The 2706-nt window shown below is 46.8% G+C and carries 1 protein-coding gene; it reads left to right on the forward strand.

Annotated elements, in window-relative coordinates; all coding sequences use genetic code 11:
- The first annotated feature begins 798 nt into the window (after positions 1-798).
- Positions 799-2613, forward strand: coding sequence for a threonine--tRNA ligase (gene thrS, locus P5674_RS24065; RefSeq protein ID WP_006616117.1), 1815 nt, complete (start codon positions 799-801; stop codon positions 2611-2613).
- Positions 2614-2706 lie beyond the last annotated feature (93 nt).

Consider the following 2706-nt stretch of genomic DNA (forward strand, 5'->3'; position numbering starts at 1 on the left):
TTAAAACGTTCCGTTTATATGGGCATTCCATCTTTAGATTTGTCCTTTCCACCGAGGTACTTTAAAGGTCTGTGTAGGTAGTTAAAATATCCTCCTACTTTTCCCCTTACTCTTTTGAGCGTAGCGTATCAACCTATTTCGCTACTTTATATTGACGATGGTTCAAGCCGGACATTCGGTTTCCCTAATCATGGATGGTTGGCAGTGGTCTCGATTCTGGTGTTGGGTTACACCTCGGAGCCTTCCGTTCCCCGCTTCAATTCTAGGGTTGTGGGTCCTGAAACTGGGGGTGGCTATCGCCGTTACCCTCATCTCTGTTTCGTCACGTTTCCGTTATGTTAAGAATTGTTACGAAATGTTACAGAGTGTATTGACCTTGGGTTCCCTGCCTTGATTTTGTATCGTAGGATACTAATCGTTGGGACATATAAACAGTTATGAGGATGCTCAGGAGTGCGTTCCTTATATTCAACCAAGGGGTTGAAATTCTCACCAGGCGGTTATTTCGGGTATTGAAACCCTATTTCATGCCTGAACGTCTCGCACTTAGTCAATATATTAACACTCTTTACAATTCTTAACAATTTTCTTAACAAAAGTTTTAGGATATGGTCCCACAAACTGTCAAGATAAATTTGAGCATATCTACCCTAGTTTAGCTACAATAGGCTCATCCGATGGGAAGGCTAGAGCCTGGTCCGATGGCGATCGTCTCCTTCCCCGAAAGGCTTGGAGTCTGGGTCAAGCTGACCAGCAACCTAAGCCGGTACAAACAACCAATTCACAAATTGATGCTCGATGGCTATCGAAAATTCACAGGCAACTTCAGAACAGCCCCAAAAAATCCATCTTCCCAAAACCAGCCAATCTGATCAACTAAAAAGGATTCGCCACACCACTTCTCATGTAATGGCTATGGCAGTCCAGAAGTTGTTTCCCAAGGCTCAAGTAACTATAGGACCATGGATTGAAAACGGCTTCTACTATGACTTTGATAGCCCGGAACCTTTTACGGAACAAGACCTAAAAGCCATCAAAAAAGAGATGGTAAAAATCCTCAAGCGGAAACTACCCGTTATCCGGGAGGAAGTTAGCCGGGAAGAAGCCCAACGGCGCATTGAAACCCTAGGAGAACCCTACAAGCTAGAAATCCTGGCTGACCTAACGGAACCAATTACCATTTACCATCTGGGCGATCAATGGTGGGATTTATGCGCCGGACCTCACGTTGAAACTACCGGAGATATTAACCCAAAAGCGATCGAATTAGAAAGCGTGGCGGGAGCCTATTGGCGGGGAGACGAAACCAAAGCTCAACTCCAACGCATTTACGGTACAGCCTGGGAAACCCCAGAACAACTCGCAGAATATAAACGCCGGAAAGAAGAAGCTCTCAGACGAGACCACCGCCGTTTAGGGAAAGAATTAGGACTATTTATATTTTCCGATCAAGTGGGTCCGGGGCTACCTCTGTGGACTCCTAAAGGTACAATTCTGAGGACAACCCTTGAGGACTTCCTTAAACGAGAACAGGTGCGGCGGGGATATCAACCAGTGGTTACCCCCCATTTGGGGCGGGTCAATTTGTTTAAAACCTCTGGTCACTGGCAAAAATACCGCGAAGACCTCTTTCCCATGATGGGAGAATCAGAGGACGAGGGGTTTGTCCTCAAGGCTATGAACTGCCCCTTCCATGTACAAATTTATAAATCTAGTCTACGCTCCTATAGGGAATTGCCCATCCGTTTGGCTGAATTTGGGACGGTTTACCGCTACGAACAGTCGGGGGAATTGGGAGGATTAACCCGTGTGCGCGGCTTTACCCAAGATGATGCTCACCTGTTTGTTACCCCGGAACAGTTGGATGATGAGTTTCTCAAGGTGGTTGATCTGATTCAGTCTGTCCTCAAAAAACTCAAGTTGGATCAGTCCTTTAAAGCCCGTTTGAGTTTCCGTGACCCTAATTCTGATAAATATATCGGTTCAGACCAAGCCTGGGAAAAGGCAGAAAATGCGATCCGCCGCGCGGTGGAAACTCTGGGAATGAATTATTTTGAGGGTATTGGTGAGGCTGCCTTTTATGGTCCTAAGTTGGATTTTATTGTTCAGGATGCTTTGGAACGAGAATGGCAGTTAGGAACGGTTCAGGTGGATTATAATTTACCAGAAAGGTTTGATCTCGAATATGTGGCCGAAGATGGAACCCGCCAGCGCCCGGTGATGATTCACCGCGCCCCCTTTGGGTCCCTGGAACGGTTGATCGGGATTTTGATTGAGGAGTATACGGGGGATTTTCCCCTATGGTTGGCTCCGGTAATGGTGCGGTTGTTACCTGTTAGTGACGAGTTTTTGCCTTTTGTGGAGTCTGTGGCTGAAAAATGGCGATCGCTTGATATTCGCGCGGAAGCTGATCACAGTCACGATCGCTTGGGTAAAATGATTCGTAATGCAGAAAAGGCTAAAGTCCCAGTTATGGCTGTGGTGGGGGCTAAGGAAGTGGAGTCTAATAGTCTCAGTATCCGTACCCGCGCACTAGGAGAATTGGGGACCTTGACGGTGGCGGAAACCCAAAGCCGACTACAATTTGCGCTCGCTAACTTTGCTGATTTTTAGCCGGGAACGGTTAAAACCTGCTATGATTCAATATCAGGGGTGCGAGACGTTCAGGCATGAAATAGGGTTGAGATACCCGAAATAACCGCCTGG

It is taken from the genome of Limnospira sp. PMC 289.06 (assembly GCF_032350395.1).
Classification (GTDB): Bacteria; Cyanobacteriota; Cyanobacteriia; order Cyanobacteriales; family Microcoleaceae; genus Limnospira; species Limnospira platensis.

What these genes read in the sequence shown, in the direction of transcription:
- thrS (WP_006616117.1), top strand. Translation starts at nt 799, where the DNA reads ATGGCTATCGAAAATTCACAGGCAACTTCAGAACAGCCCCAAAAAATC.